Origin of the sequence: Streptomyces sp. NPDC048419 (assembly GCF_043200415.1) — a bacterium.
Taxonomy (GTDB): Bacteria; Actinomycetota; Actinomycetes; order Streptomycetales; family Streptomycetaceae; genus Streptomyces.
The window spans coordinates 42,589-68,632 of the sequence record NZ_JBICXT010000023.1 but is presented as its reverse complement, the minus strand read 5'-3'; the positions used below and the strand labels follow the sequence as shown (position 1 = coordinate 68,632).

Genomic DNA, 26,044 nt, shown 5'->3' with positions numbered 1-26,044 from the left:
TTGGGCCCACAATCAGCCACGAATGAACAAGGGTTGTCTCGGGTGTTCCCGGACAACAGGGGCAGCCCGTCAGGACCGCGCCGGATGTCCGGAGGGCGAATCGCGTCGAGGTGCGTCCGTCGAGTAGCGTTGCCGACCATGCGTCTCGTCATTGCCCGATGCTCCGTCGACTACGCGGGCCGGCTCACCGCCCATCTCCCCTCGGCACCCCGCCTGATCCTGGTCAAGGCGGACGGCAGCGTCTCGATCCACGCGGACGACCGCGCCTACAAGCCCCTGAACTGGATGTCCCCGCCCTGCACGCTGAAGGAGGGCGCGGACGCGGAGGAGGGCGTCTGGACCGTCGTCAACAAGGCGGGCGAGAAGCTGATCATCACGATGGAGGAGATCCTCCACGACTCCTCGCACGAACTCGGCGTGGATCCCGGCCTGATCAAGGACGGCGTGGAAGCACACCTCCAGGAGCTGCTCGCCGACCGCATCGAGACCCTCGGCGAGGGCTACACGCTCATCCGCCGCGAGTACATGACGGCCATCGGCCCGGTCGACATCCTGTGCCGGGACGCCGACGGGCAGACCGTCGCGGTCGAGATCAAGCGGCGCGGCGAGATCGACGGCGTGGAGCAGCTCACCCGGTACCTCGAACTGCTGAACCGCGATCCCCATCTCGCCCCGGTACGCGGCGTCTTCGCGGCCCAGGAGATCAAGCCGCAGGCCCGCGTCCTCGCCACGGACCGCGGGATCGGCTGCGCGGTGCTCGACTACGACGCCCTGCGCGGCATCGAGGACGACAAGCTCCGGCTGTTCTGAGGGCCTGTGAACAAACCCCCGTCGTCCGCCCGAAGGGCGCCGCAGCGCAGGTGGGGGTTTGTTCACAGGTTCTGACACACCGCTGAACGACGAAGAGGGCCGGGTCCGTCGAACGGACCCGGCCCTCTCGTGTGCGCCGGGCCTCAGATCACCGCGTCCGTGCCGCTGCTCGCCGGCGCGCTCGCCGAGGTGCTGTTCGTCGTCGCCGGGGCGCTCGACGAGGCGGGGGCGCTGGATGCCGGACCGCTCGCCGAGTCGGAGGTGGACGGCGACGTGCTCGTCGACGGCGGCGGGGAGCTGGGCGGCGGCTCCGAGGTCGGAGGCGGCGACGTGGGCGGCTTGGAGCTCGTGGGCGGCTTCGTCGTCGGGCTCTTCGTCGGCGGCTTCGACGTCGCCGAATGCGACGGCGATCCGGTCGAACCGCCGCCGCCCGAGCCCTTGGTGCCGCTCGGGGAGTCCGACGGCCGCTGTGTGTCGGACGGCGGGGTCGGGTCGTCGGACGTGCCGTACGTGCCGTCGGGGCCCGGGTCCGTCGGACGGCTCGTCGCCGTGCCGGTGTCGCCCTTGCCGGTGTCGCTCTTCGGCTTGTCGGCGCCGAGGCTGCCGTCGTCGAGGCCCTGGCTGGCGGACGGGTTGACGCCGACCTTGTCGGACGGGGTGTTGGCGTCGTTGCTGGACGTCGCGCCGAGCGTCACGACCGTGCCGAGCACCGCCGCGAGCAGCGCGCCGGCACCGGCCGCTACCAGGTTGCGCCGTGCCAGGCCCCGGATGCCGGCCCGGTGGGCCTTGGGCGCGGAGCCGGACGTGGCCCGGTGCACGACCAGCGTCGAGTCCTCGGAGGACGGCGGCGGAACCCCCGGCAGCGCGGCGGCCACCACTCCCCCGGGCGGCGACTGCGACTCCTCGTAGCGCGCTTCCGGCACCTCCTCGCCCGATGTCGAGCCGAGCCCCGGCGCCGTGCCGGTGCGGTCGGCGACCAGGGCGAGGGCGCGGCGGCCGGACACGGTGCCGTGCTTCTCGGCGAGCGCGGACCGCAGGCCGATGGAGGTCTCCAGCTCGGTGCGGGAGCGGTCGAACTGCCCGCCGCAGAGCGCGAGGATCCCCAACTCATGGTGGAAGTAGGCCTGTTCGGACACCTCACCGGCGAGCCGGGCGGCCTCGGCGCCGGACCGCAGGGCCCGCTCCCAGGCGCTCCAGTGCAGACCCGCGGCGAACGCCGGCGCCGCCGTGCGGGCCAGCTGCACGGTGACGCTCTCCTCGCCCTCGGCCGGCACGGTCGTGCCCGGCACCAGGACGCCGAGGGCGGCGAGCACCGCGTCGGCCTCGGCGCAGACGCGCTCCGGGGTGACCGACGGGTGCCCGGCCCACCAGGCGTAGTGCTGGGCGGCGGTCAGCGCCCGGGCATCGATGTCGTCGCCGTAACCTGCGGCTTCCAGCTGCTGCAGCACGCCGGCCGCGAGCCGGTAGCGGGAGCCGACCGGCGAGACCAGTCCGCAGGACGCCAACTCGCCGAGGGCGGCGTCCGCGTGGGTGTCGCCGACGAGGGCCGGCAGATGGGCCTGGTGCGGCACCTCACCGCCGAGCGCGACGGCGAACCGCAGGGTGGCGCGCGCCGAGGAGCTGAGCCGCGAGGCGAGCAGCGGCGCGGGCGCGGCGGCCTCGCCCAGCGAGGGCAGCGGTACGTCGTCGCCCGCCTCGGTCTCCAAGGGGGCGTCGACGGGCAGCGCGTCCTCGAAGACGCCGAACTCGTCCACGGCGCTCGTGCCGGCCCGCAGCTGGTCGCGCCGCCGAAGCAGGGCTCCGGCCTGTACGAAGCGAAGCGGCAGGCCCTCGGACTCGAACCAGAGGTCGCCGGCCCAGTTGGCCTCCTCCTCGGTCAGGGCCCGGCCGACGGTGCGCTCGATGATGTCCACGCCGCCCGCGCGCTCGAGACCGCCGAGGAAGACCTCCTCCACGGAGGAGTCGGCGGAGGGCGCGGGAACGCCGGGGGTGGCGCCGATGACGAAGGCGCACTCCGGCGTCGCGTCCAGCAGCTCGTCGAGCCCGGCACCGCCGAACTCGATGTCGTCGAGGACGACGACCGCGCCGATCTCCCTTACGTACTCCAGCAGTTCGTCCCGTTCCGGACGGTGCAGGGGCGCGTTGTAAACGGCGTAGAAGAGGTCGTACAGCAGCTCGGTCGCCGTGCGGCGGAAGCCGCTGAGGCGCACCACGCCGTCGGGGGCGAGGTCCCCGCAGTCCTCGGCGATGATGCCGAGCAGGCGGGTGCGGCCGGAGCCGGCGGGTCCGGTGAGCCGGACCGAGCGGCCGCGGGCGAGGAGCCGGACGAGCCGCTCGCGCTCCTCCTGGCGCTCCAGGAGCGGCAGTGACGGCTGGGCCGGACCGGGCGGGACAGGCGGCCTGGCCGCGCGTTCCACCTCGGCGCGCTCGGCCGCCGTGAGCTTCTCCGGCCGGCCCGGGCGCTCGGCCGGCGGGCAGGCCTCTATCTCGCTGCCGTCGACGGGATTGACGGTGAGCAGGTAGTCGCCCGTGACGAGCTGCACCGTGCGCGCGAGCGTCGGCGAGTGCTGTCCGAAGTCGGGTGTGAGCGGGTCCCTGGGCGGGCGCTGGCGCGGCGAACCGTCGCCGCCGTCATGGCCGTACTCCTCGGGTCCCCGGCTGTTCGGGTCCATAGGTTTCAAGCCCCCCAAAAGCGTCGTGTGTGCCTCGAGCCCCTCCCGGCCTTGCTGCACACCGCGCTGTCGCTTCTGGTCCGGACCCGCTCGCAGGGACTGTCTGGCAGCGGGCGACCGAACCCTAAACCTTCGCTCAGTATCTACGACAGCCCGGGGTACCGCTCCGTGCGAGACGTCACAGTCTCGTGAGGATCGCACCCGACCTGTCCTGGGCCGCGATGCGGCCGGGTCTCCCCCGCATCCCGGACCACACCTGGACGAAGGGTCACACTCGGGGCAGCGACTCCACCCCGATGCCGCCCTCGATCGCCAGGATCCGGTGCAGTCGGGTGGCCACGAGCAGGCGCTGCATCTGCGGCGGCACCTCACGCAGCACCAGGCGCCGGCCGCAACGGCCGGCCCGCCGGTGGACACCCATGATCACCCCGAGTCCGGTGGCGTCCCAGGAGGCCAGTTCGGACAGGTCGAGCACCAGGTCGCCGACTCCGCCGTCGACGGCCGTGTGCAGGACCGTACGGGCGTCCGCCGCGCTGCGGACGTCGAGGCGGCCCCCGACGACCAGCTCGGCGTGGTCGCCCCTGATGTACATATGTCGCTCCCCGTGAGTGCGGTGGCGTACTCCGTGACGGTGGCTGTGCAACGTCTGACTGCTTCAGCGGCAACGAGGTTGCCGTCTGTAAGCGAACCGATACCGAATTCACCCTGGCGAGTGATGTTCCAGGGGTGTGTGCGGTCTCAGTGGCTGTACGTACTGGTGTTTCAGTACGTGTAGAAGCCCTGCCCGCTCTTGCGTCCGATGTCACCGGCGTCAACCATCCGGCGCATGAGCTCCGGCGGTGCGAACTTCTCGTCCTGCGACTCGGTGTAGATGTTGCCGGCGGCGTGCAGCAGGATGTCGACGCCCGTCAGGTCCGCCGTGGCCAGCGGGCCCATCGCGTGGCCGAAGCCCAGCTTGCAGGCGAGATCGATGTCCTCGGCGCTGGCCACGCCCGACTCGTACAGCTTGGCCGCCTCGACGACGAGCGTCGTGATGAGACGGGTCGTCACGAAACCGGCGACGTCGCGGTTGACGACGATGCAGGTCTTGCCGACGGACTCGGCGAACTCCCGCGCGGTGGCGAGGGCTTCGTCGCTGGTCTTGTAGCCGCGCACGAGCTCGACGAGCTGCATCATCGGCACCGGCGAGAAGAAGTGCACGCCGACGACCCGCTCGGGGTGCGCCGTGGCCGCCGCGATCTTGGTGATCGGGATCGCGGAGGTGTTGGAGGCGAGCACGGCGTCCTCGCGCACGATCTTGTCGAGCGTGCGGAAGATCTCGTGCTTGACCTCGAGCTTCTCGAAGACGGCCTCGACGACGACGTCGGCGTCGGCGGCGGCGTCCAGGTCGGTGGTCGTGGTGATGCGCGCGAGGGACGCGTCGGCGTCGTGCGCCTCCAGCTTGCCCTTGCTGACGAACTTGGCGTACGAGGCCTGGATGCCGCCGACGGCACGGTCCAGTGCCTCGTCGGTGACGTCGCGCAGGACGACGTCCCAGCCCGCCTGGGCGGAGACCTGGGCGATGCCGGAACCCATGAGGCCGGCTCCGATGACGGCAAGCTTCCGTGCCACGTCTGTGACTCCCCTTTGAAACGCCTTACACGCTGTATACGTATGCCTCTTCGGCGGACCTTAGCGCTCCGTCGGTGCTGTGTGACCGGTAAGTAATGCGCGTCACGTCTCATCTGACGGACATCACACCGGCACGGGTCATTCCATGCCTCGGACGGCGTAGTTGAGCACCTTCTCGCCCAACAGGTCCTCGATGTCGTCGAGGAGGACGAGCACCTCTCGTGACACTTCGCGCGGATTGCGCCCCCTGACCATCTCGCGGCCGATGACGCCCACCACGGTGGCGTGCACCCAGCTCAGCTGACCGGCGATCAGATGCGGCATCGGGTCGCTTCCGTCCGCGCCGGTGTCCTCGCGCAGGGCCTGTTCGAGATTGACCTGAACCTCCTGCCCGATCGCCCACAGCCGGGAGCGCAGCGCCGGCGCGTCCTCGATGACGCGCATGAACGCGCCGTAGCCGGCGAGCAACCCGACCCGCGGCGAGACCGACTCGACCTCCTCGCGCAGCTCCCGCAGGACGGCGGCCGCGGCCGACTCCCCCTTGCCGCGCCCGCGCACCCAGCGGGACATCCGGTCGACGAGGCCGGCGGAGCGGTCGAAGAAGAGGTCCTCCTTCGCCGGGAAGTAGTTGTAGACGGTGTTGACGGAGACGTCGGCGGCCTCGGCGATCTCGGCGACCGTGACGGCGTCGAAGCCCCGCTCGACGAACAGGCCCGTGGCGACGTCCGAGATGTACTGCCGGGTCTGCCGCTTCTTCCGCTCCCTGAGCCCCTCTGCCATGTCCGGATCCTACCGTTCGCTGGTGCCGCACAAAATTTGGAGTCATTGCAAAATTGCAAGGACTCTGTTTTTCTGGGACGCATGCCAGCAGTCATCAGCGCGGCCGGACTGGCCCGCACCTTCCAGACCGGGCGCGGCCCCGTTCAGGCCGTCCGCGGCATCGACCTCACCGTCCGCGAGGGCGAGATCCTCGGCTTCCTCGGGCCGAACGGCGCGGGCAAGACCACCACCCTGCGCATGCTCACGACCCTGCTCGCCCCCACCGGCGGCGCGGCCACCGTCGCCGGGCACGACCTCGTCGCCGATCCGGCGGGCGTGCGGAGCGCCTGCGGATACGTCGCCCAGTCCGGCGGGGTCGACGGGCAGATCAGCGTGCGCGAGGAGCTCGTCACGCAGGGCCGCCTGTACCGCCTGGCGAAGGCCCAGGCGGTCGCCCGCGCCGAGGAGTTGGCCCGCGACCTGGACCTCACCGCCCTCCTCGACCGGAGGACGGCCACCCTCTCCGGCGGCCAGCGGCGCCGCCTGGACATCGCCATGGCGCTCACCCACCGGCCGAAGGTGCTCTTCCTCGACGAGCCGACGACCGGCCTGGACCCCGGCAGCCGCGCCGACCTGTGGGACCTGATCCGCCGCCTGCGCGACGAGCACGGCACGACGGTCTTCTTGACCACGCACTATCTGGACGAGGCCGACGCCCTCTCCGACCGCCTGGTGATCGTCGACAAGGGGGTGGTCGCGGCCGAGGGCACGCCGACCGCGCTCAAGCTGGCGCACGGCGGCTCGATCGACGCGAGCCTCCAGGACACCTTCCTCGCCATCACCGGCCGCGGCCCCGCCCCGGCCGACGCCGCTCCCGTAGCCGTATAGGAGTCACCGACCATGCTGCTCCAGGACACGGCCCTCATCTACGGCCGCTATCTGCGCCAGTCACTTCGCTCCCGCTTCGCGCTGCTCTTCGGCGTGCTGATGCCCATGCTGTACCTCCTCTTCTTCGGGCCGCTGCTGACCGGTCTGCCGCTGGGCGGGCGCGGCAGCTCGTGGCAGCTGCTGGTGCCCGGGCTGCTGCTCCAACTCGGCCTGTTCGGCGCCTCGTTCGCGGGATTCGCGATCATCGTCGAGAAGGGCCAGGGCGTCGTCGAGCGGATGCGCGTGACCCCCGTCAGCCGGCTCGCGCTGCTGCTGGGGCGGGTGCTGCGCGACACCACCGTCTTCGTCTTCCAGGCGGTGCTGCTGGTGCTGGCGGCCGTCGCGATGGGCCTGCGCGCACCTCTCGCCGGCATCCTGATCGGCTTCGGGTTCGTCGCCCTGCTCACGGTCTCGCTCGGCTCGCTGTCGTACGTCGTGGCGATGAAGGTGAACACCCCGCAGGAGTTCGGCCCGCTGGTCAACGCCATGACCATGCCGTCGATGCTGCTGTCCGGCCTGATGCTGCCCATGAGCCTCGCGCCCGTCTGGCTGGACGTGCTCTCGCACCTCATGCCGTTCCGCTATCTCGTGGACGCGGTGCGGGACGCCTACGTCGGCTCGTACACCACGGCCCACATGCTCTACGGCGTCCTGGTCGCCGTCGGCCTCGCGGCACTCGCCGTGACAGTGGGCACACGCGCGTTCCGGACGGCCGGAGCGTAACTACGCTGGTCACATGGTCAATCTGACGCGTATCTACACCCGGACCGGCGACCAGGGCACCACCAACCTCGGCGACATGAGCCGGGTCGCCAAGACCGACCTCAGGATCTCGGCGTACGCCGACGCCAACGAGGCCAATGCGGTCATCGGCACCGCGCTCGCGCTCGGCAGCCTGGACGAGGAGGTCGTCAAGGTCCTCACCCGCGTCCAGAACGACCTGTTCGACGTGGGCGCCGACCTGTCGACGCCGGTGGTGGAGAACCCCGGGTTCCCGCCGCTGCGGGTCGAGCAGTTCTACGTCGACAAGCTCGAGGCGGACTGCGACCGGTTCAACGAGCAGCTGGAGAAGCTGCGCTCCTTCATCCTCCCCGGCGGCACCGCGGGCGCCGCCCTCCTGCACCAGGCGTGCACGGTCGCACGGCGTGCCGAACGCTCGACGTGGGCGGCGCTGGAGGTGCACGGCGAGACGATGAACCCGCTGACCGCGACGTACCTGAACCGGCTCTCGGACCTGCTGTTCATCCTGGCGCGGGTCGCGAACAAGGAGGTCGGGGACGTGCTGTGGGTGCCGGGCGGCGAACGCTGAGCACGGCAGAGGGCGGGAAGCGCCGAGTCCGCGCGCTCCCCGCCCCTGCCCCCTCTTCTCAGCGGCCCGTGCCGTCCGTGTCGTCCTGGGCCGCGTCCTTGTCCGCCTGCGCGAGCGCGGACTCGGCCGCGGCCACCTTCTTCTCCATCTCCGGGTAGCCGGAGGGGCTCGCGGACGGGGAGGGCGTGGTGGCCGCCGAGCCGTGCTCCCGGGCGCAGCCCGCGAGGAGCCCGACGGCCAGCAGCGCCGCGGCCGCCGTCGCCCGGACACGCATCACTTGCCTCCCGCGCCGTTGCCGTTGTTCTCGCACCACGTCTTGACGCCGGCCAGGTCCGTCTGGCGCTGCTTGAGCGTGGTGACCAGGGACTTGCGGAAGGTCAGCCGGTCCTGCAGGAACGTGGCGATCTCGTCGTGGCCCGCGCTCTTGGCGTTGTCCACGCGCTTCTGCAGCCGCGCGACCGAACCGCGCCTGCCGGCCCCGGCGTTCAGCCGTTTCAGGGCCCGCTCGATGCGGTGGTCGATCTTCGGCACCCGCTTGCACAGCTTCTGCGCGCCGTCCCCGGTCGGCCCCGGTGCCGGAGCAGTCGTGGAAGTCGTAGAACTCGTGGAAGTCGTGTTCTCCGCCATCGCCACACCGGTGCCGGTCGCCAGTACCGCCGCCGTGGCCACCCCCACGAGAAGCGTGCGCCTGTGTCGTCGTACGTCCATCTCAGCCTCCGTCTTCGCGGACGGCCTCCTTCTTCGTCCGTCCGTACGCCGTGGAGGCTAGGAAGGCTCTTTGGGGAAACTCTGTGACCGGTTTGTCCCGGCTGTGGTGATCAGCCAGTCGCGGTGGGCGGGCAGCGTGCCGCCCGTGGACGGCAGCCGTACCTCGAAGCGGGAGCCGGTTCCGCCGGGTCCACCCGTGACCGTGACGGTGCCCCGGTGCAGCGCCGCCTGCTGGGCCACGAGGGTCAGGCCGAGACCGGTGCCGGAGCTGCCGGGCCCGCGCTGGAAACGCTCGAAGATCCGGGCGCGGGCCTCGGGCGGCACCCCGGGGCCGCGGTCGTCGACCGTCACGACGACCTGCTCGCCCGCGCGCCGCACATCCACCGCCACACTCGCCCGGCCCGTCTCGTCCCGCCCGTGCGCCAGGGCGTTGGCCACCAGGTTGTCCAGAAGCAGCCGCAGCCCTGGCTCCCAGCCGTGCACGGTGAGCCCGGGTGCCGCGGCCAGCGTGATCCGGGCGCCGGGGAACCGCCGGCGGGCCTCCGCCACCGAGGCGTCGGCGGTCTCGGAGACGTCCACGGTCCGGAAGGCCTCCGCCTCGACCAGGTCGCCGCGGCCCAGGTCGCGCAGCATCACCAGCAGGTTCAGCAGCCGCGCGTGCTCGCCGCGCAGATCGGCCAGGACCTCGGTCCGGTCCGGCTCCGGCAGGTCGGGGTGGCCGGCCAGGATGTCGAGGTTGGTGCCCATGCTCATCAGCGGGGTGCGCAGTTCGTGGGAGGCGGCCGCGGAGAAGGAGCGGGCGGTGTCCAGTGCCTCGGCGGTGCGCGCGGCCTGCTCGTCGTAGCGGGCGAGGGCCTTCTGGAGGGTCGCCGCGAGCTCGTCGACCTCGCTCACCCCGGTCCGCTCGTGCTGCAGCCGGGCGCTGCTGGTGCGCGGGTCGAGTCCGGCGGTGCGGCGGCCGAGGCGGCGCAGTGGGCCGCTCGCTCCGGTGGCGATGCCCCAGGCGAGCAGGCCGGACAGCGGCACGGCGAGCAGGGTCGTCCACGCCACCCGCCGCCGTACGAGCCGGAGTTGGGCCTGATCGGCGGCGTTGGGCGAGAAGACCCACAGGGTTCCCGGACCGCGTCCCGTCCTGACCGGCACGGACAGGGCGCGCCAGCTGGTGCCGCCGTCCCGGACCGTGACCGGCTTGTTCCGCCGCGCCGGGAGCGGCACCGAGGCGTCCGGCTGCGGGCCGCCGCTGAAGGTGCCGTCCGGGCCGACGACGCGTACGCCGACGTCGAGGGCGGCGGTGTAGAGCTGCCGTTCGCGGTTGTCGGCCGCCTTGGGCCGGTCGTTCGCGCTGGCCCGCAGCAGGGCGCGGGCGTCCGGGGCCACGGCGGTGGCGCGGGCCCGCAGATGGTCGTCCTCGGCACCGTGCAGATCGTGGTTGACCAGCTGGAGCAGCAGCCAGCCGGAGGCCAGCACCAGCAGCGGCACGGTGACGCCCACGGCGAGCCCGATACGGGTGGAGAGCCTCACGGCTCGTCCCGGAGCACGAAGCCCACGCCGCGCACGGTGTGCACGAGCCGGGGCCGCCCGCCCGCCTCCAGCTTGCGCCGCAGATAGCTGACGAAGGTGTCGACGGCGTCGGTGCGCACGTCGAAGTCGTAGCCCCACACCCGCTCCAGGAGCTGGTCCCGGGTAAGCACCAACCCGGCGTTGCGGGCCAGGACTTCGAGGAGCTCGAACTCGCGCCGGGTCAGCTCCAGCGGCCGCCCGTCCCGCTCGGCGGTGCGGGCCGCCGGGTCGATGACCAGACCCGCGACCCGCAGGACCTCGCCGGCGGGCGGGCGGCGACGCAGCAGCGCGTGCAGCCGCAGCACCAGTTCCTGCAGGGCGAACGGCTTGACCAGGTAGTCGTCGCCGCCCGCCTGGAGCCCGGCGATCCGGTCGGCGGTCTCGTCGAGCGCGGAGAGCATCAGCACGGGGAGGTCCTGCCCGTCGCCGCGGAGCCGTTCGCACACCTCGATGCCGCTCATGCCGGGCATCGACACATCGAGGACGAGGACGTCCGGGGGCGTCTGCCCGATCACCGCGAGCGCCTCGCGGCCGCCGTCCGCCGTCCGCACCCGGAAGCCGCTGAGCCGCAGCCCGCGCTCCAGCGAACGCCGGATGGCCGGGTCGTCGTCCACGACCAGCACCGCTCCGGGACTGCCGGTCTCGCCCATGCGCCCTCCCCTCACCGCTTGGTCAGGGTACGGCCCTCCTCCTCGGCGCGTCCGGGGGCGTCGGCCGGGGCCTTCTTCGGCCAGATCAGATAGGTCAGCGCGATCAGCCCGTGGATACCCGCGGCCCGCAGCGCCACCCACTGGAAGGCGCGCAGCGACGAGGTGTCGCCGGCTCCGACGTACCAGACGGCTGCCTGGAGCAGGGCGCAGGCGACCGCGGCGGCGAGGAGCGTGCGCAGCCACAGGCCGCCCTCGTGCCGGGCCCTCGCCATCCCGTACCGCGGAGGCTTCGGCGGACGCGGCGCGCCCGCGAGCCGGTGGGCCGCGTGCGCGTCGAGCCGGCCGATCGTGTAGTGGCCGTAGGCGACGGTGAAGCCGATGTAGAGGGCGGCGAGGCCGTGCTCCCAGCTCGGCTCCGCGCCGTTCCTCAGGTCGACGGCCGTGACCACGAACAGGATCAGTTCGAGGACCGGTTCGCACAGCAGCAGCACCACGCCGGTGCGGCGGCGTCTCAGCAGGTAGCGGACGGCGAGGCCGGCCGCCAGCAGCACCCAGAAGCCGACCTCGCAGGCGATGATCAGCGCGACGATCACGGTTCGCTCCTCACGGCGGGTTCGGTCACTCCTTCAGGCTCCCGGCGGGCGCGGCCGCTTTCGTCGTCGGCGGTGACGAGGTCGCGGTACATCGAAAGATGCAGTTCGGGACCCTTCGCGAGGATCAGGCGTGCGCCACGTGTGCCGTGTTGGATGGAGACATGGCCCCGCGACTCCCCCGCCCGCACCGCGACGACGTGCGCATCGCCCTGGGCGGGCTGCTCGGCGGGCTGCTGCTGTGGGGGGTCGGCCTCTACAGCCGCACCGGAGACGACCCGATGTCGGTGGTGGACGCGCACTGGGCGGTCCTCGTGCCGCTGTTCGTCACCGCGTGCTGCGAGCTGCTGCGCCGCACCCGCCCGCGCACCGCCCTGCTCATCGGCACGGCGGCGATCACCGCGGACCTCTTCACCCTGGGCAACCTCGCCACCGTGGTGATGTTCACCGACCTGGTCTACGCGGCCGTCCTGTACGGCACACCCGCCTTCGCCCGCCGCCTGCCGTGGATCACCGGGCTGCTCACGGTGGTCGGCACCGTCGTCCCGTACGTGGCCTGGCGCGTACCGCAGGCCCTGCTGATCGGGGCGGGCGTCGGGCTGGTCAGCCTGGTGCCCGCGGCGACCGGCTGGGTCGTGCGCAACCACCGCGACACCGCCGAGGCGGCCCGGCTGCGTGCCGAACAGACCGCCCTGCTCGCGGAGATGGACCGCAGCCAGGCCGTCGTCGCCGAACGGGCGCGAGTGGCGCGGGAGTTGCACGACATGGTCGCCAACCACCTCTCCGCGATCGCCATCCACTCCACGGCCGCGCTCTCCCTCGACGATCCGAAGACCTCCAAGGACGCCCTCGCCGTCATCCGCGAGAACAGCGTGGCGGGGCTCGCCGAGATGCGCCGGCTGATCGGCATCCTGCGGAAGGGCGGCGACGACCACGCGCCCGCCGCCACCCCGACCCTCGACGGACTGCCCGCCCTGGTCGAGAGCGCCCGCGCCAACGGCCTCGACGTCACCCTCGACACCGGCGTCTGCGAGGTCCCCGCGCCGGTCGAACTCGCCGCCTACCGCATCGTCCAGGAGTCCCTGACCAACGCCCTCAAGCACGCCTGTCCCGGCCGGATCACCGTCGCGCTCGCCCAGCGGGACGGCGCGCTCGACGTGCGGGTGACCAGCCCGTACGGCCACCGGGACGGGCCGCGCGCTCCCGGCTCGGGCGCCGGGCTGGCCGGGATGCGGGAGCGGGTCACTTTGCTGGGCGGCACGTTCGAGGCCGGTCCCGCGGGCGCGCTGTGGGCCGTGCACGCCACGCTCCCCGTGACCGAAGGAGACTCCGCATGAGCCGTGTCGTCAGGGTTCTGGTCGCCGAGGACCAGTCCGCCGTCCGCGCCGGACTCGTCCTGATCCTGCGCAGCGCACCCGACATCGAGGTGGTCGGCGAGGCGGCGGACGGCGAGCAGGCGGTGACGCTGGCCCGGGAGCTGCGCCCCGACCTCGTCCTGATGGACGTTCAGATGCCGCGCCTGGACGGGGTGTCGGCCACCCGGCAGGTCGTCGGGGAGCGGCTCGCGGACGTCCTCGTGCTGACCACCTTCGACCTCGACGAGTACGTGTTCGGCGCGCTGCGCGCGGGGGCGGCCGGCTTCCTGCTGAAGAACACCGACGCGAAGGACCTGCTGGAGGCGGTGCGCACGGTCGCACGCGGGGAGGGCCTGATCGCACCGGCGGTCACCCGCCGCCTGATCGCCGAGTTCGCCGCGCGGCCGGTGCGCGCGCCGGCCGCCGACCCTGCCGTGCTCGACTCCCTCACCCGGCGCGAGCGCGAGGTGCTGTCCTGTCTCGGCGAGGGATTGTCCAACGCCGGCATCGCGGACCGGCTGGACATGGCCGAGGCGACGGTGAAGACGCACGTCAGCCGCCTTCTCGGGAAGCTGGAGCTGCGCAGCCGGGTCCAAGCGGCGGTGCTCGCACAGGAGTTGGGGATCTGACGCGATCGGCCCGTCTCAGTGGTACAGACCTATTGACCGGTGGTCCAGACCTTTCTATTCTCGCGGCACCGTGGGTGCGAAGGCTCAGTCGCGCCCTCATCCCCTTAGACGAGGGAGGCGCAGCATGCGCTTCAGACACAGAGCCGCGGCAGGGTTCGCGACCCTGCTGCTCCCCCTGGCCGGTCTGGTCGGCCTCGCGAGCCCCGCCCAGGCCGCGACATGGGGGTCCCCCCGCTCGAGCGCAGCCGAGAGTGGGGGGGCAACCGCCACCTACGCCAAGACCACCGACTGGGGAACCGGCTTCGGCGGTCAGTGGACCATCAAGAACACCGGCAGCAGCAGCATCAGCTCCTGGACCGTCGAGTGGGACTACCCCTCCGGTACGTCCGTCACCTCCGCCTGGGACGCGGACGTCACGAGCTCCGGAACCCACTGGACCGCCAAGAACAAGTCCTACAACGGCACCCTCGCCCCCGGCGCCTCGGTCTCCTTCGGCTTCAACGGCGCGGGCTCCGGCTCCCCGTCCAACTGCAAGCTGAACGGCGACAGTTGTGACGGCACCACGGTCCCCGGCGACGCGGCGCCCTCCGCGCCGGGCACCCCCACCGCCTCCTCCGTCACCGACACCTCGGTGAAGCTCTCCTGGGGCGCGGCCACCGACGACAAGGGCGTCAAGAACTACGACGTCCTGCGCGACGGCAAGAAGGTCTCGACGGTCACCACGACCTCGTACACGGACACCGGCCTCACCGCCGGCACCGACTACTCCTACACCGTGCAGGCCCGTGACACCGCCGACCAGACCGGCCCGGTGAGCGGCGCGGTCGCCGTGCACACCACCGGCGGCACCACCGACCCGCCGCCGACCACCGGCGACAAGGTCAAGCTCGGCTACTTCACCGAGTGGGGCATCTACGGCCGAAACTACAACGTCAAGAACCTGGTGACGTCGGGCTCGGCTTCGAAGATCACGCACATCAACTACGCCTTCGGCAACGTCACCAACGGCCAGTGCGCCATCGGCGACTCCTACGCCGACTACGACAAGGCGTTCACCGCCGACCAGTCGGTGAGCGGCGTCGCGGACACCTGGGACCAGCCGCTGCGCGGCAACTTCAACCAGCTGCGCGAGCTCAAGGCCAAGTATCCGAACATCAAGGTCCTGTGGTCCTTCGGCGGCTGGACCTGGTCCGGCGGCTTCGCCCAGGCCGCGGCCAACCCGGCCGCGTTCGCACAGTCCTGCTACAACCTGGTCGAGGACCCGCGCTGGGCCGATGTCTTCGACGGCATCGACATCGACTGGGAGTACCCGAACGCCTGCGGCCTGTCCTGCGACACCAGCGGTGCCGCGGCCTACAAGAACCTCATGCAGGCCCTGCGCGCCAAGTTCGGCTCGAACAACCTGGTCACCGCCGCCACCACGGCGGACGGCACCTCCGGCGGCAAGATCGACGCCGCCGACTACGCGGGCGCCTCGCAGTACGTCGACTGGTACAACGTGATGTCGTACGACTTCTTCGGAGCGTTCAACGCGCAGGGCCCGACCGCCCCGCACTCCCCGCTCACCTCGTACAGCGGAATCCCGACCCCCGGCTTCACCACGGCCGACGCGATCGCCAAGTTCAAGTCGAAGGGCGTGCCCGCGAGCAAGCTGCTCATCGGCATCGGCTTCTACGGCCGCGGCTGGACCGGCGTCACCCAGGACGCCCCGGGCGGCACCGCCACGGGCCCGGCGCCCGGCACCTACGAGCAGGGCATCGAGGACTACAAGGTCCTCAAGACATCCTGCCCGGTGACCGGCACGGTCGCGGGAACGGCGTACGCGCACTGCGGCAGCAACTGGTGGTCCTACGACACCCCGTCGACCATCGCCGGAAAGATGAGCTGGGCCAAGAGCCAGGGCCTCGGCGGCGCGTTCTTCTGGGAGTTCAGCGGTGACACCGGCAACGGCGAGCTGGTGAGCGCCATCAACAGCGGAATGAGCTGATCCCGGCTCTGCCCCACCTCCGCCGCGTGCGGCCCTCGGGCCGTCCGCGGCGGAGCTTTTTGCGCGCCCCGCACGCCCCCCGCGTGCACTGCGGGGGGACATTCGGCCCTTCGCTGCGGGTCCGAACGGCAGGTGGAAGCTCCGAACACCGCACCGTCGTGGTCGGTCAGGCCGACTCCCCGAATCCGGTGTGTCAGGCGACGTTCACGCGCTGACCGGGCGGGGCTGCCTCCAGCCACGCGAGGAAACCGGTCAGCGCGTCTTCGCTCATGGCGAGTTCGAGACGCGTGCCCCGGTGCAGGCAGGTCAGGATGACCGCGTCGGAGAGCAGTGCCAGCTCTTCCTCGCCCTCGGGGAGACGGCGGCCGGCGACCTCGATCGCGGCGCGCTCCAGGGTGCGGCGCGGGCGGTAGGCGTAGGAGAAGACGCGGTACCACTCGATGCGGTCGCCGTTGTAGCGGGCGACGCCGTAACTCCAGCCTTTTCCGCTGGTGTCGGCTTTCTCCGGGACTCCCCAGCGCAGCGAACAGTCGAAGGTGCCGCCGGAGCGCTGGATGAGTCTGCGGCGCAGGCCGAAGACGAACAGCCCGAGCACCACCAGGGCCACGACGATTCCGCACACAGTCAGAGCGAGGACCATCGACACCGACCTCCTCGTCTCCTAGGTACCGAAAACAGGTAACGGAACGGAAAAAACATCCAGATCTGCCTCAGCCGCGGTCGGCTCCGGATTGCTCCGGTTCCGACCGCGGCTGAGTGACGTCATCACGCTCCGCGCGGGTTCAGCTCGTCGTCGTCGCACGCAGTCGTACGTCCGCGCGACGCTCGGCGGAGGCGTCGGCATCCGACTTCGCGCGGTCGAGCGCCCGCTCCGCACGCTGGACATCGATCTCGTCCGCGAGTTCGGCGATCTCCGCCAGCAGCGACAGCTTGTTGTCCGCGAACGAGATGAAACCGCCGTGCACCGCGGCGATAACCGTTCCACCGTCGCTCGTACGAATGGTCACCGGGCCCGACTCCAGCACGCTGAGCAGCGGCTGGTGACCGGGCATGACGCCGATGTCGCCGGACGCGGTGCGAGCGACGACCAGGCGTGCCTCACCGGACCAGACCTGGCGGTCGGCAGCGACCAGCTCGACGTGCAGCTCAGCAGCCAAGGGTGGCTCCTCGGGTCACCACCCGGCCATGTCGCCGGGTGTTGGTTACAAGTCTAGTAGGCGTGGCAGAGGGGGCGGGACGCGCCCGCCCCCTCAAGCCACGAGCACCGGCGTCAGGAGACGCCCAGCTCCTTGGCGTTGGCCTTGAGGTCTTCCAGGCCACCGCACATGAAGAACGCCTGCTCGGGGAAGTGGTCGTAGTCGCCGTCGCAGATCGCGTTGAACGCGGCGATCGACTCGTCCAGCGGAACGTCCGACCCGTCGACGCCGGTGAACTGCTTGGCGGCGTGGGTGTTCTGGGACAGGAAGCGCTCCACACGACGGGCACGGTGGACGACGAGCTTGTCCTCCTCGCCCAGTTCGTCGATACCGAGGATCGCGATGATGTCCTGGAGGTCCTTGTACTTCTGCAGGATCGTCTTGACGCGCATGGCGGCGTCGTAGTGGTCCTGCGCGATGTACCGCGGGTCCAGGATGCGGGACGTGGAGTCCAGCGGGTCCACGGCCGGGTAGATGCCCTTCTCGGAGATCGGACGGGAGAGAACCGTCGTCGCGTCGAGGTGGGCGAACGTGGTGGCCGGCGCCGGGTCGGTCAGGTCGTCCGCGGGGACGTAGATCGCCTGCATCGAGGTGATCGAGTGGCCACGCGTCGAGGTGATGCGCTCCTGCAGCTGACCCATCTCGTCGGCCAGGTTCGGCTGGTAACCCACCGCGGACGGCATACGGCCGAGCAGCGTGGAGACCTCGGAACCGGCCTGCGTGAAGCGGAAGATGTTGTCGATGAAGAACAGCACGTCCTGCTTCTGGACGTCACGGAAGTACTCGGCCATGGTCAGGCCGGCCAGCGCGACGCGCAGACGGGTGCCCGGGGGCTCGTCCATCTGGCCGAAGACCAGGGCGGTCTTGTCCAGAACGCCGGACTCTTCCATCTCCGCGATGAGGTCGTTGCCCTCACGGGTGCGCTCTCCGACACCCGCGAAGACGGAGACGCCCTCGTGGAGGTTGGCGACACGCATGATCATTTCCTGGATCAGCACGGTCTTGCCGACACCGGCACCACCGAACAGACCGATCTTGCCGCCCTTGACGTACGGGGTGAGAAGGTCGACGACCTTCAGGCCCGTCTCGAACATCTCGGTCTTCGACTCGAGCTGGTCGAACGCGGGGGCCTTGCGGTGGATGGACCAGCGCTCGCCCTCGTAGGTCTCGTCGACGTTCAGCACCTCACCGAGGGTGTTGAACACCTTGCCCTTGGTGAAGTCGCCGACCGGGACGCTGATGCCCGTACCGGTGTCGGTCACCGTCGTCTGGCGGACCAGACCGTCGGTGGGCTGCATGGAGATCGTGCGGACCAGGCCGTCACCCAGGTGCTGGGAGACCTCCAGGGTCAGCGTCTTCTTCTCGCCGGCGTTGGCCGGGTCGGCCACCTCGACGTGAAGGGCGTTGTACATCTCCGGCATGGCGTCGACGGGGAATTCCACGTCGACGACCGGGCCGATGACCCGGGCGACGCGGCCCGTGGCAACGGCCGTCTCAACTGTCGTCGTCATTACCTGTCACTCCCCGCGGTCGCGTCGGCCAGGGCTGCGGTGCCACCGACGATCTCGCTGATTTCCTGGGTGATTTCGGCCTGGCGGGCCGCGTTGGCAAGTCGGGAGAGCGTGGTGATCAGGTCTCCCGCGTTGTCGGTCGCCGACTTCATCGCGCGGCGCGTGGCGGCGTGCTTGGAGGCAGCCGACTGGAGCAGCGCGTTGTAGATACGGCTCTCGACGTAGCGCGGCAGCAGGGCGTCGAGGACGTCCTCCGCCGACGGTTCGAACTCGTACAGCGGACGGACCTCGCCCTTGGCGGGCGTGTCCGTGCCGGTGGCCGACGTCTCCGTGGCCACGTCCTCGAGGCGGAGCGGCAGCAGCCGTCCGTCGACCGCCGTCTGCGTCATCATCGAGACGAACTCGGTGTAGACGATGTGGAGTTCGTCCACCCCGCCGTCCGCCGTGTCCTTCTCTATGGCATCGATGAGCGGCCCCGCGATCTGCTTCGCGTCCGCGTACGAGGGCTCGTCCGTGAACCCGGTCCACGAGTGCGAGACGGTGCGCTCACGGAAGTTGTAGTGCGCGATGCCACGGCGGCCGACGATGTACGTGTCGACCTCCTTGCCCTCTGCCTCGAGGCGCGCGGTCAGCCGCTCCGCCGCCTTGATGGCGTTCGAGTTGAAGGCGCCGGCCAGGCCGCGGTCGCTCGTGAGGAGCAGAACCGCGGCGCGGGTCGCCGACTCCACCTCGGTGGTCAGCGGGTGCTTGGTGTTCGAACCGGTACCGACGGCCGTGACCGCGCGGGTGAGCTCGGTCGCGTAAGGGGTGGAGGCCGCCACCTTGCGCTGCGCCTTGACGACGCGCGAGGCGGCGATCATCTCCATCGCCTTGGTGATCTTCTTGGTCGCGGTGACGGATCGGATGCGACGCTTGTAGACCCGGAGCTGGGCTCCCATGAGTCAGGTCCCTTCCTTACGTCACTTGGCGGCCGCGGCCGGAGCGTCCTCGCCGAGCAGCTTGCCGTCGGCGGTCTCGAACTGCTTCTTGAACTCCGCGACGGCGTCGGCCATGGCCTGCAGGGTGTCGTCCGACATCTTGCCGCCCTCCTTGATGGAGGTCATGAGGCCCTGCTCCTTGCGGTGCAGGTACTCGAGCAGCTCCTTCTCGAAGCGGCGGATGTCGGCCACCGGGACGTCGTCCATCTTGCCGGTGGTGCCGGCCCAGATGGAGATGACCTGGTCCTCCGTGGCCATCGGCTGGTACTGCGGCTGCTTGAGCAGCTCGACCATGCGCTGACCACGCTCCAGCTGGGCCTTGGAGGCGGCGTCCAGGTCGGAACCGAAGGCGGCGAACGCCTCCAGCTCACGGAACTGGGCGAGGTCGACACGCAGTCGGCCGGAGACCTGGCGGATCGCCTTGTGCTGGGCGGAGCCACCGACTCGGGAGACCGAGATACCGACGTTCAGCGCGGGGCGCTGACCGGCGTTGAACAGGTCCGACTCCAGGAAGCACTGGCCGTCGGTGATGGAGATGACGTTGGTCGGGATGAACGCCGACACGTCGTTGGCCTTGGTCTCGACGATCGGCAGACCGGTCATCGAGCCCGCGCCCATCTCGTCGGAGAGCTTCGCGCAGCGCTCCAGCAGGCGGGAGTGCAGGTAGAAGACGTCACCGGGGTAGGCCTCGCGGCCCGGCGGACGGCGCAGCAGCAGGGACACGGCGCGGTAGGCGTCGGCCTGCTTCGACAGGTCGTCGAAGATGATGAGGACGTGCTTGCCCTCGTACATCCACTGCTGACCGATGGCCGAACCGGTGTACGGCGCCAGGTACTTGAAGCCGGCCGGGTCGGACGCCGGGGCGGCGACGATGGTCGTGTACTCCAGAGCGCCGGCCTCTTCGAGGGAGCCACGCACGGAGGCGATCGTGGAGCCCTTCTGACCGATGGCGACGTAGATGCAGCGGACCTGCTTCGACGGGTCGCCGGTACGCCAGTTGTCGCGCTGGTTGATGATCGTGTCGACGGCCAGGGCGGTCTTGCCGGTCTGACGGTCACCGATGACCAGCTGACGCTGGCCGCGGCCGATCGGGGTCATCGCGTCGACGGCCTTGTAGCCCGTCTCCATCGGCTCGTGCACCGACTTGCGCTGCATGACCGTGGGGGCCTGCAGCTCAAGGGCACGACGACCGCTGGTCTCGATCTCGCCGAGACCGTCGATCGGGTTGCCGAGCGGGTCGACGACGCGGCCGAGGTAGCCCTCGCCCACGGCGACGGAGAGCACCTCACCGGTGCGCTGCACCGGCTGGCCCTCCTCGATCCCGCTGAACTCGCCCAGGACGACCGCACCGATCTCGCGCTCTTCCAGGTTCAGTGCGAGACCGAGGGTGCCGTCCTCGAACTTCAGCAGTTCGTTGGCCATGGCCGAGGGAAGGCCCTCGACCTTCGCGATGCCGTCGCCGGCAAGGGTGACCGTACCGACCTCCTCGCGCGAGGCCGCGTCCGGCTTGTACGACTGGACGAAGTTCTCCAGCGCGTCCCGGATCTCCTCCGGCCGGATCGTGAGCTCCGCCATCTGGGTTCCCTGCTCTCCTTGTTGGGCCCGAAGTCTTTGGGGGTCTGGGGCTGTTTCCCTCAGCGGCTGTGCCGCGGGCCCCCAGCAATCTTCTGCAATTTCTGCACGACCCAACCGGGCCGCTGTTCTTCTTGTTGGCCGGGTGGCCGTCAGCCGGCCAACCGCCGGGACGCCTCCGCGAGGCGCTCCGCGATCGTGCCGTCGATGACTTCTTCACCGACCCGTACGGAGATCCCGCCGAGGACCGTGGGGTCCACGTCCAGGTTCAGATGCATCTGGCGTCCGTACAGCTTCGCCAGCGCAGCGCCGAGACGCTGCTTCTGTCCGTCCGTGAGCGGCACCGCCGAGGTGACGACGGCCACCGCCCTGTCCCTGCGTGCCGCGGCGAGCCGGGACAGGGCCTCGAGGCCTGCCTCCAGGCTACGTCCCCGCGGCCGTGTCACAAGGCGCACGACCAGCCGCTCCGTGACCGGGTTGGCCCGGCCGCCGAGCAGGCTGTGCAGCAGCTCGCCCTTCGCCTCGGTCGTGGCCGCCCGGTCGGTCAGTGCGGCGCGCAGTGCGGCACTGGACTGGACGATCCGGCCGAACCGGAACACCTCGTCCTCGACGTCGTCGAGCGTGTTCGCCTGCTGAGCCGCCGTCAGGTCGGCGGTCGCCGCGAGCTCCTCCACCGAGTCGACGAGGTCGCGCGAACGCGACCAGCGCGAGCGGACCATGCCGGTGACCAGGTCGAGGGCGGAGCCGTCGACGTGTCCGGTCAGGAGCCGGCCCGCGAGTTCGGCCCTGGCCTCACCGGACTGCACCGGGTCGGTCAGGACGCGCCGCAGTGCGACCTCGCGGTCGAGGAAGTCGGTGACGGCGGCCAGCTGCTCGGCGAGCTGCCCGGCGTCGACCGACGAGGAGTCGGTCAGCGCCTCGAGACGCTCTCGCGCAGCAGCGTGCGCTTCGCGGCTCGCTCCGTTCATGGCGTGGCCTCGGCCTTCGCCGCGCTCTCCTCGAGGCCGTCGAGGAAGCGGTCGACCGTACGGCTCTGGCGGGCGTGGTCCTCGAGGGACTCACCGACCAGCTTGCCGGCCAGTTCGGTGGCGAGCGTGCCCACGTCCTGACGGAGCGCGGCGACCACGGCCTTGCGGTCCGCCTCGATCTGGGCGTGACCGGCGGCGATGATCTCCTCGCGCTGCCGCTGACCTTCCGCCCTCATCTCCTGGATGATCGTGGCGCCCTGCTCGGTCGCCTCCTGGCGCAGCCGTGCGGCCTCGTGCCTGGCTTCGGCGAGCTGAGCCCGGTACTGCTCAAGGATCTGCGTGGCTTCGGCCTGCGCCTCCGCCGCACGCTCCAGGCCGCCCTCGATCGCGTCGTGCCGCTCTTCCAGGGTCTTCTGGATGTTGGGCAGGAGCTTCTTGCCGAGGACGCCGAAGACGATGAAGAAGCAGATCAGGCCGACGATCAATTCCGCTGTTTCGGGAATGAGAGGATTCTCAGCCCCCGCCTCAGCCAGGAAGGCCATCATGTCTGAACCTTTCGTCGAGAGTGGCTACTGGTCGTCAGCTGCTGAAGACGAAGGGAACGACCAGGCCGAGCAGCGCCAGAACCTCGCAGAGCGCGAAGCCCAGGAACATGTTGGTACGGATGATCGGCATCGCCTCGGGCTGACGGGCCATGGCCTCGATGGAGTGACCGAAGACCAGACCGATGCCGACACCGGGGCCGATGGCGGCGAGACCGTAGGCGATGGCGCCCAGACGACCCGCGACGGTAGCGGCAGCAAGGTTAACGAGCTCGGCAGACATTTCCCTGTCTTCCTTTTGTGATGTGTGCGAAGCGGTCCGCCAGGAGGGCTTCCCGGCGGCGGTGATGCGGGAGGGGTGCAGTGCGGGTCAGTGACCCTCTTCGAGCGCTCCCTGGATGTAGATCGAGGCGAGGAGCGTGAAGATGTACGCCTGAAGGAACTGGATCAGTACCTCCAGGGTGGTCATGGCGAGCGCCAGCAGGAACGAGCCACCGGCGACGGCCGACATGATCGACGGAGTGAGCAGGTACCAGGTCGCCACGCTGAACATCACGATCAGCATGTGGCCGGCGAACATGTTGGCCCACAGCCGCACCGCGAGGGTGAACGGGCGCAGGATCACGTTCGAGAAGAACTCCAGCAGGACGATCAGCGGAATGAGGGGCTTCGGCAGACCGTCCAGCCAGACCAGGTTCTTGACGCCGCCCCTGAATCCGTGCGTCTTGAACGTGAGGAACATGTACGTGACGTACACCAGCGCGGCGAGTCCGACCGGGTACGCGAAACGCGAGGTCGCCGGGAACTGTGCCACCGGGATGATGGACATCACGTTCATGATCCACACGAAGAAGAAGATCGACGTGAGGAAGGGGACGTACTTGCTGCCCTTCTTGCCGATCACTTCGAGGGCGATGCTGCGCGCGACGAAGTTGTAACCGATCTCGCCGACGAGCTGCAGCTTCCCGGGGACCAGCTTCGGCTTGCGGAACGCGGCAGCGAAGAAGCCGATCACGACCAACATGCAGATGATCGTCAGGAGCATCGGCTTCGTGAAGTCGAAGCTGCCGACGCTGAAGATCGGCTTGAAGTTGAACGAGTGAAGGCCCGGCGCGGGAAAGGCACAGTCAGCATTGATGTGGCAGCCGCTTTCAGCGAGCAGCATGTGGGCACTCACCCGTGACTCCTTCGTCGTGACGCATAAGTAACGGCAACCTTGTGTGTCAGCGCGGCTGGTGAGGCCGCTGATCGGCACTGGGGACGTGGTGGTGTGACGGTGCCGCCGCAGTCCGTGGGGCGCATCCGCCGAGGGCCCGGCCGCTCGGATTCCGTGCTGTGATCACAGCTCCCGGTCCGAGTGCGCCAGCGACCGTGGAGGCGATGTCCTGCCCCGCTCGAGAAGCGGAAGGAACCCCCACCGGAAGCGCTTCCGGACGATAGCAGATAGGCATGTATCGCCTTTACGTGCCCCCTACGCCGCATCACGGGACTCCGCCTTGACCGGGTCCGCCTCCTTGGCAGGCACGGACGGCACGGGGTCCACGTAGAGCATGCGGCTGGTGAGACTCTGCTTCACCTGGCCACCGACCCACGCGAGAGCGGTGGCCAGCAGGCTGAGACCGAAGGCCCGGCCGTTGAACAACGTGGTGTCGCTGAAGGCGATGACGAAGATGCCGATGAGCAGCATCTGCACGGTGTAGACGAGCAGCCCGGCGGTCATCGCCACCTGCGGCTTGTCCTGCGTGAGGCGCATCAGCGCGGCGGAGCCGAGTCCGAAGAAGCCGGCGACCACCGCGAGGGCCACCAGCCCGCCGACCAGACCCTTCTCACCGGCGACGACCGCACTGACAACGGTGGCGACGATTCCCACGGGGGCGGCGATGATCGCTGCTCCCCGGAGGATCCGGACGTCGTTTGGCTGCATGCGGACGGCTCCAACGGAAGTGGGGGTCGAGACGTGGTGACCGGGTGTCACCGATCGGTGCCCCGGTGCAGTGCAGAGGTTAACGCGAGGAGGTGTGGGCGCTTCGGGCCAAAGGACCGTTCCGCCAAGGCCTTTCGGCGCTTCACTCAACTGGTAGTGAACGCTATCACAAACTATTTGATGCGGTCTTTACCTACTTGGTGTGCCCGCTGTCACACATGAGAGTGACGGCGCGCGTCTGTGCAAAAACAGGGCTGGTCTGTCTGGTATTGGGGCACTTTACTCCCCCACGACTTGGCAATGCTCTAGTCAGATTCTTACCTTGCGGAGGTCAGCGGGAAGTACCGGCGTTCCGCCGGTCCGCCAGGTGCGAGCGGGCGCTCACAGCCGTCGCTCCGTTCACTCCCGCCACACCGGCCGCGACCGGGGCGCGCTCCTCCTCGGCCGCCTCCTCCGCGAGCTCCGGTTCGGTGACCGCGCCGCGGCGGTAGCGCGGCGGGACGAAGTGCTCGGCCCAGCTCGGGGCCCGCGGGGTGAAGCGCGGCAGCAGGAGCAGGGCGAGGCCCACCGCGCTGAGGATCACGATGCCCAGGACGATCCACATGGACGCCGAGTTGACCGAGTAGGCGAGCGCACCGAACGCGATGAGCGCCGACCAGAAGTACATGATCAGCACCGCCCGGCTGTGCGAGTGGCCGATCTCCAGGAGCCGGTGGTGCAGATGCCCGCGGTCGGCGGCGAACGGCGACTGGCCGCGCCAGGTGCGCCGCACGATGGCGAGCACCAGGTCCGCGGTCGGCACCGCGATGATCGTCAGCGGCAGCAGCAGCGGGATGTAGACGGGCACCGTCTGGTGCACGGCCGCCTTCTCGGACCCGACGAACAGCTTCAGCGCGTCCGGGTCGACCTGTCCCGTGATGGAGATCGCACCCGCGGCCAGCACCAGGCCGATCAGCATCGAGCCGGAGTCGCCCATGAAGATCCGCGCGGGGTGCATGTTGTGCGGCAGGAATCCGATGCACATGCCCATGAGGATCGCCGAGAACAGCGTGGCCGGGGCCGCGGCCTCGATGCCGTACGAGTACCAGATGCGGTAGGCGTACAGGAAGAACGCCGCGGCCGCGATGCAGACCATGCCGGAGGCCAGGCCGTCGAGGCCGTCGACGAAGTTGACCGCGTTGATGGTGATGACGACGAGCGCCACCGTCAGCAGGGTGCCCTGCCACTGGGTGAGCGCCACGCTGCCGACGCCCGGGATGGGCAGCCACAGGATCGTCAGGCCCTGCATGACCATGACGCCGGCGGCGATCATCTGGCCGCCGAGCTTGATCAGGGCGTCGATCTCGAACTTGTCGTCCAGCACGCCGATCAGCCAGATGAGCGCCGCTCCGGAGAGCAGGGCCCGCGGCTCGTTCGACTTCTCGAAGACCTCACTGAGGTTGGTCAGATGGTCGGCCACCAGCAGGCCCGCGCACAGACCGAAGAACATGGCGATACCGCCGAGGCGCGGAGTCGGTTCCCGGTGCACGTCACGGGCCCGGATCTCCGGCATGGCTCCGGCCACGATCGCGAATTTCCGTACCGGGCCTGTCAGCAGGTACGTCACCGCGGCCGTGATGCAGAGCGTCAGCAGGTATTCACGCACAGGCTTCCCCACAGGTCTCGCTGGCCATCACAGCCCCACACCCTAGCGAGGGACGCATATGAGTGAGGACTTCCGGGTAGCGACGATGGTTGCACGCGTGCCTGTGCACGCAGAACGCACCCAGGTGTACAGGGTGCGAGTA

The 26,044-nt window shown here is 70.1% G+C and carries 27 protein-coding genes; 7 read left to right on the top strand and 20 right to left on the bottom strand.

Annotation, left to right across the window (positions count from 1 at the left end; all coding sequences use genetic code 11):
* The first annotated feature begins 138 nt into the window (after nucleotides 1-138).
* Nucleotides 139-810: an endonuclease NucS gene (gene nucS, locus ACGFYN_RS36045; protein WP_393870160.1), complete on the top strand. Its 672-nt coding sequence runs from the start codon at nucleotides 139-141 to the stop codon at nucleotides 808-810.
* A 143-nt stretch (nucleotides 811-953) separates the two neighbouring features.
* On the opposite strand, the gene ACGFYN_RS36040 is transcribed toward nucS, so the two are convergent.
* The 4 genes from ACGFYN_RS36040 to ACGFYN_RS36025 all read right to left on the bottom strand — a co-directional run bounded on the left by ACGFYN_RS36040 (nucleotide 954) and on the right by ACGFYN_RS36025 (nucleotide 5,873).
* Entirely contained in the window at nucleotides 954-3,482 is a 2,529-nt protein-coding gene (locus tag ACGFYN_RS36040; protein ID WP_393870159.1) for an ATP-binding protein, read from the bottom strand.
* Between the two features lie 268 nt (nucleotides 3,483-3,750).
* A complete protein-coding gene (locus ACGFYN_RS36035; RefSeq protein ID WP_393870158.1) occupies nucleotides 3,751-4,074 on the bottom strand; it encodes an STAS domain-containing protein in 324 nt (107 codons plus the stop codon).
* Nucleotides 4,075-4,244: 170 nt separating this feature from the next.
* Nucleotides 4,245-5,093, bottom strand: coding sequence for a 3-hydroxyacyl-CoA dehydrogenase family protein (locus tag ACGFYN_RS36030; protein ID WP_393870157.1), 849 nt, complete (start codon nucleotides 5,091-5,093; stop codon nucleotides 4,245-4,247).
* Nucleotides 5,094-5,231: 138 nt separating this feature from the next.
* Entirely contained in the window at nucleotides 5,232-5,873 is a 642-nt protein-coding gene (locus ACGFYN_RS36025; RefSeq protein ID WP_393870156.1) for a TetR/AcrR family transcriptional regulator, read from the bottom strand.
* Nucleotides 5,874-5,954: 81 nt separating this feature from the next.
* Here ACGFYN_RS36025 and ACGFYN_RS36020 point away from each other — a divergent pair, with 81 nt between their 5' ends.
* From ACGFYN_RS36020 to ACGFYN_RS36010, 3 genes are read left to right on the top strand one after another with little or no spacing between them, the layout of a single operon-like run.
* Entirely contained in the window at nucleotides 5,955-6,740 is a 786-nt protein-coding gene (locus tag ACGFYN_RS36020) for an ABC transporter ATP-binding protein (RefSeq protein WP_393870155.1), read from the top strand.
* A 12-nt stretch (nucleotides 6,741-6,752) separates the two neighbouring features.
* Nucleotides 6,753-7,502 (top strand): ABC transporter permease, encoded by a 750-nt coding sequence (locus ACGFYN_RS36015; RefSeq protein ID WP_393870154.1) that lies wholly within the window; start codon nucleotides 6,753-6,755, stop codon nucleotides 7,500-7,502.
* A 13-nt stretch (nucleotides 7,503-7,515) separates the two neighbouring features.
* Nucleotides 7,516-8,088, top strand: coding sequence for a cob(I)yrinic acid a,c-diamide adenosyltransferase (locus tag ACGFYN_RS36010; protein WP_393870153.1), 573 nt, complete (start codon nucleotides 7,516-7,518; stop codon nucleotides 8,086-8,088).
* Between the two features lie 58 nt (nucleotides 8,089-8,146).
* Here ACGFYN_RS36010 and ACGFYN_RS36005 read toward each other — a convergent pair whose 3' ends face one another.
* From ACGFYN_RS36005 to ACGFYN_RS35985, 5 genes are read right to left on the bottom strand one after another with little or no spacing between them, the layout of a single operon-like run.
* On the bottom strand, nucleotides 8,147-8,362 hold the full coding sequence (locus ACGFYN_RS36005; RefSeq protein ID WP_393870152.1) for a hypothetical protein: 216 nt from the start codon (nucleotides 8,360-8,362) through the stop codon (nucleotides 8,147-8,149).
* Entirely contained in the window at nucleotides 8,362-8,796 is a 435-nt protein-coding gene (locus tag ACGFYN_RS36000; protein ID WP_393870151.1) for a hypothetical protein, read from the bottom strand. The genes ACGFYN_RS36005 and ACGFYN_RS36000 overlap by 1 nt, the downstream gene beginning before the upstream one ends.
* Nucleotides 8,797-8,853: 57 nt before the next feature.
* Nucleotides 8,854-10,317 carry a sensor histidine kinase gene (locus tag ACGFYN_RS35995; protein WP_393870150.1) on the bottom strand — a complete coding sequence of 488 codons (1,464 nt, stop codon included), beginning with the start codon at nucleotides 10,315-10,317 and terminating at the stop codon, nucleotides 8,854-8,856.
* Nucleotides 10,314-11,006, bottom strand: coding sequence for a response regulator transcription factor (locus ACGFYN_RS35990; protein WP_393870149.1), 693 nt, complete (start codon nucleotides 11,004-11,006; stop codon nucleotides 10,314-10,316). Before ACGFYN_RS35990 ends, ACGFYN_RS35995 begins: the two co-directional genes overlap by 4 nt.
* A gap of 11 nt (nucleotides 11,007-11,017) precedes the next feature.
* Entirely contained in the window at nucleotides 11,018-11,599 is a 582-nt protein-coding gene (locus tag ACGFYN_RS35985) for a hypothetical protein (protein WP_393870148.1), read from the bottom strand.
* Nucleotides 11,600-11,760: 161 nt separating this feature from the next.
* Here ACGFYN_RS35985 and ACGFYN_RS35980 point away from each other — a divergent pair, with 161 nt between their 5' ends.
* The 3 genes from ACGFYN_RS35980 to ACGFYN_RS35970 all read left to right on the top strand — a co-directional run bounded on the left by ACGFYN_RS35980 (nucleotide 11,761) and on the right by ACGFYN_RS35970 (nucleotide 15,567).
* On the top strand, nucleotides 11,761-12,933 hold the full coding sequence (locus ACGFYN_RS35980; protein ID WP_393870147.1) for a sensor histidine kinase: 1,173 nt from the start codon (nucleotides 11,761-11,763) through the stop codon (nucleotides 12,931-12,933).
* Nucleotides 12,930-13,580: a response regulator gene (locus ACGFYN_RS35975; RefSeq protein WP_393870146.1), complete on the top strand. Its 651-nt coding sequence runs from the start codon at nucleotides 12,930-12,932 to the stop codon at nucleotides 13,578-13,580. The genes ACGFYN_RS35980 and ACGFYN_RS35975 overlap by 4 nt, the downstream gene beginning before the upstream one ends.
* 124 nt (nucleotides 13,581-13,704) lie before the next feature.
* The gene (locus ACGFYN_RS35970; protein ID WP_393870145.1) at nucleotides 13,705-15,567 is read left to right on the top strand and encodes a glycosyl hydrolase family 18 protein; all 1,863 of its coding nucleotides are present in this window, start codon (nucleotides 13,705-13,707) and stop codon (nucleotides 15,565-15,567) included.
* A 193-nt stretch (nucleotides 15,568-15,760) separates the two neighbouring features.
* Here the strand turns inward: ACGFYN_RS35970 and ACGFYN_RS35965 are convergent, their stop codons facing one another.
* The 11 genes from ACGFYN_RS35965 to ACGFYN_RS35915 form a co-directional block, all read right to left on the bottom strand.
* The gene (locus tag ACGFYN_RS35965) at nucleotides 15,761-16,207 is read right to left on the bottom strand and encodes a DUF2550 domain-containing protein (RefSeq protein ID WP_393870144.1); all 447 of its coding nucleotides are present in this window, start codon (nucleotides 16,205-16,207) and stop codon (nucleotides 15,761-15,763) included.
* A gap of 142 nt (nucleotides 16,208-16,349) precedes the next feature.
* A complete protein-coding gene (locus ACGFYN_RS35960) occupies nucleotides 16,350-16,724 on the bottom strand; it encodes a F0F1 ATP synthase subunit epsilon (protein ID WP_393870143.1) in 375 nt (124 codons plus the stop codon).
* Nucleotides 16,725-16,837: 113 nt separating this feature from the next.
* Nucleotides 16,838-18,274 (bottom strand): F0F1 ATP synthase subunit beta, encoded by a 1,437-nt coding sequence (gene atpD, locus ACGFYN_RS35955; protein ID WP_393870142.1) that lies wholly within the window; start codon nucleotides 18,272-18,274, stop codon nucleotides 16,838-16,840.
* Nucleotides 18,274-19,212 (bottom strand): F0F1 ATP synthase subunit gamma, encoded by a 939-nt coding sequence (locus ACGFYN_RS35950; protein WP_393870141.1) that lies wholly within the window; start codon nucleotides 19,210-19,212, stop codon nucleotides 18,274-18,276. Before ACGFYN_RS35950 ends, atpD begins: the two co-directional genes overlap by 1 nt.
* Nucleotides 19,213-19,233: 21 nt before the next feature.
* The gene (gene atpA / locus ACGFYN_RS35945) at nucleotides 19,234-20,826 is read right to left on the bottom strand and encodes a F0F1 ATP synthase subunit alpha (RefSeq protein ID WP_384264140.1); all 1,593 of its coding nucleotides are present in this window, start codon (nucleotides 20,824-20,826) and stop codon (nucleotides 19,234-19,236) included.
* 149 nt (nucleotides 20,827-20,975) lie between these two features.
* Nucleotides 20,976-21,791: a F0F1 ATP synthase subunit delta gene (locus ACGFYN_RS35940; protein WP_393870140.1), complete on the bottom strand. Its 816-nt coding sequence runs from the start codon at nucleotides 21,789-21,791 to the stop codon at nucleotides 20,976-20,978.
* The gene (locus ACGFYN_RS35935; RefSeq protein ID WP_393870215.1) at nucleotides 21,788-22,333 is read right to left on the bottom strand and encodes a F0F1 ATP synthase subunit B; all 546 of its coding nucleotides are present in this window, start codon (nucleotides 22,331-22,333) and stop codon (nucleotides 21,788-21,790) included. Before ACGFYN_RS35935 ends, ACGFYN_RS35940 begins: the two co-directional genes overlap by 4 nt.
* 37 nt (nucleotides 22,334-22,370) lie before the next feature.
* Complete coding sequence (gene atpE / locus ACGFYN_RS35930; protein WP_393870139.1) at nucleotides 22,371-22,616, bottom strand: ATP synthase F0 subunit C; 246 nt, start codon at nucleotides 22,614-22,616, stop codon at nucleotides 22,371-22,373.
* Nucleotides 22,617-22,703: 87 nt separating this feature from the next.
* Entirely contained in the window at nucleotides 22,704-23,510 is an 807-nt protein-coding gene (gene atpB, locus ACGFYN_RS35925) for a F0F1 ATP synthase subunit A (RefSeq protein ID WP_393870214.1), read from the bottom strand.
* 294 nt (nucleotides 23,511-23,804) lie between these two features.
* Nucleotides 23,805-24,257: a hypothetical protein gene (locus tag ACGFYN_RS35920; protein ID WP_393870138.1), complete on the bottom strand. Its 453-nt coding sequence runs from the start codon at nucleotides 24,255-24,257 to the stop codon at nucleotides 23,805-23,807.
* Nucleotides 24,258-24,588: 331 nt separating this feature from the next.
* The gene (locus ACGFYN_RS35915) at nucleotides 24,589-25,902 is read right to left on the bottom strand and encodes an MraY family glycosyltransferase (protein WP_393870137.1); all 1,314 of its coding nucleotides are present in this window, start codon (nucleotides 25,900-25,902) and stop codon (nucleotides 24,589-24,591) included.
* Nucleotides 25,903-26,044 lie beyond the last annotated feature (142 nt).